Source organism: Methanospirillum sp., assembly GCF_035406105.1.
Taxonomy (GTDB): domain Archaea; phylum Halobacteriota; class Methanomicrobia; order Methanomicrobiales; family Methanospirillaceae; genus Methanospirillum.
This window is the reverse complement of record NZ_DAONKG010000347.1, coordinates 1-1,542: the sequence shown is the minus strand read 5'-3', so window position 1 is coordinate 1,542 and position 1,542 is coordinate 1. Positions and strand designations below refer to the sequence as shown.

General features: G+C 43.6%; 1 protein-coding gene. It reads left to right on the top strand.

Features of this window, described 5'->3' with window-relative positions; genetic code table 11:
- Window positions 1-302: 302 nt before the first annotated feature.
- Window positions 303-1,542, top strand: a 1,240-nt coding sequence (locus tag PLA23_RS13335; protein ID WP_324475525.1) for a response regulator, incomplete at its 3' end; no start/stop codon positions are given.

Below are 1,542 nucleotides of genomic sequence, written 5' to 3'. Positions count from 1 at the left end.
CTGCCTGCTGGACCATCACACCGGTCATGAAGGCGATCGGTGATCAGATAACAACCATAGTGGTTCTGATAAACTGAATCAGTCTGCCCTATGTCTTCCCGGCATACTCCCCTTTCTTCATATAGTACAGGTTTGAATAGAAACCAATACTATGGTGAAAAATTCCTGAAACATAAGCAAAATGTTAATAGTTACACAGAGATATCAGTAGTAGTCAAAATGGTTTTCCACTTATCTGCTTAATACTAAGCAGGAATCCAGATTTTATAAAACCAGACATCAGAAGTCATCCCCCCTCAATCATGATCCATGTCCTCTATGTAGATGATGAAGAACTCCTTCTGGACCTTGCAAAACTATTTTTGGAGAGGAATGGAGAATATATCGTTGACACCTCATTAACTGCTGTAGGTCTTGCAGAATCACCATCAATACCAACGTATGATGCAATCATATCAGATTATCTGATGCCTGATATGGATGGCATTGCGTTTTTAAAAAAAATTAGGGAGAAATACCCGGACATGCCTTTTATCCTCTTTACCGGCAGGGGAAGGGAAGAGGTCGTCATTGAAGCCATAAATAACGGGGTTGATTTTTACCTGCAAAAAGGAGGAGACCCAAAGGCCCAGTTTGCCGAGCTGAGTCACAAGATCAGGCAGGCAGTCAAGAGACGAAAGACAGAAAAAGACCTTCTTGTATCGGAACAGCGCTTTTCAAAAGTCTTTCATGCAAATCCGGCAATTGCAGGACTGTCCGATCTCAAAACCGGCAGATATATTGATGTTAACGATGCATTCCTCAAAAGGCTCTGTTTTACAAAAGAAGAGGTCATCGGAAAAACATCCATTGAACTTCTCATCCTGACACCAGAAAAACGGAATGAACTGCTTCATGAACTGCAAACCAGAGGATATCTCCATAATTATGAGACCGAAATCAGAACCAAAATGGGAGAAATATTGCATGTACTCATATCAGGCGATGTCATACCATCAGGTGATGATGAGTTACTTCTGGTCCAGGCAGTCGATATAACCGAACGGAAATCCAGTGAAGAAGCACTTCGTGAGAGTGAATCCCGGCTTCGTTCATTTATTGAAAATACTGCAGAAGCAGTCATCGTGGTCGATGAGGAAGGAAGAATCATCGAATGGAATCCTGCTGCTGAAAGGATATCCGGAATTGGAAGAGAAGAAGCACAGGGCAGATGGGCGTGGGACATCATGTACCGGATGATGCTTCCCGAAAGGAGAAGCAGCGGGTGCCTGAAAGAGATGGAAGCAAAGATTAAGAACTCCCTGAAAACCGGAGTTCCTGTCTCTCGTGAACCGATTGTTTCAGAGATTCTGGGGCCGGACGGTAATCCCCGGTATATGCGGCAGGTCACCTTTCCCATACAGACAAGCAGAGGGTACCGGTTTGGAATAATCATTGAGGATATAACCAGACAAAAAACTGCCGAAGAACAAGCAGCAAAAACTCTCTCTAATCTGCAAAGAAGCCAGAGTATCGCTCATGTGGGAAACTGGACGCTTGATA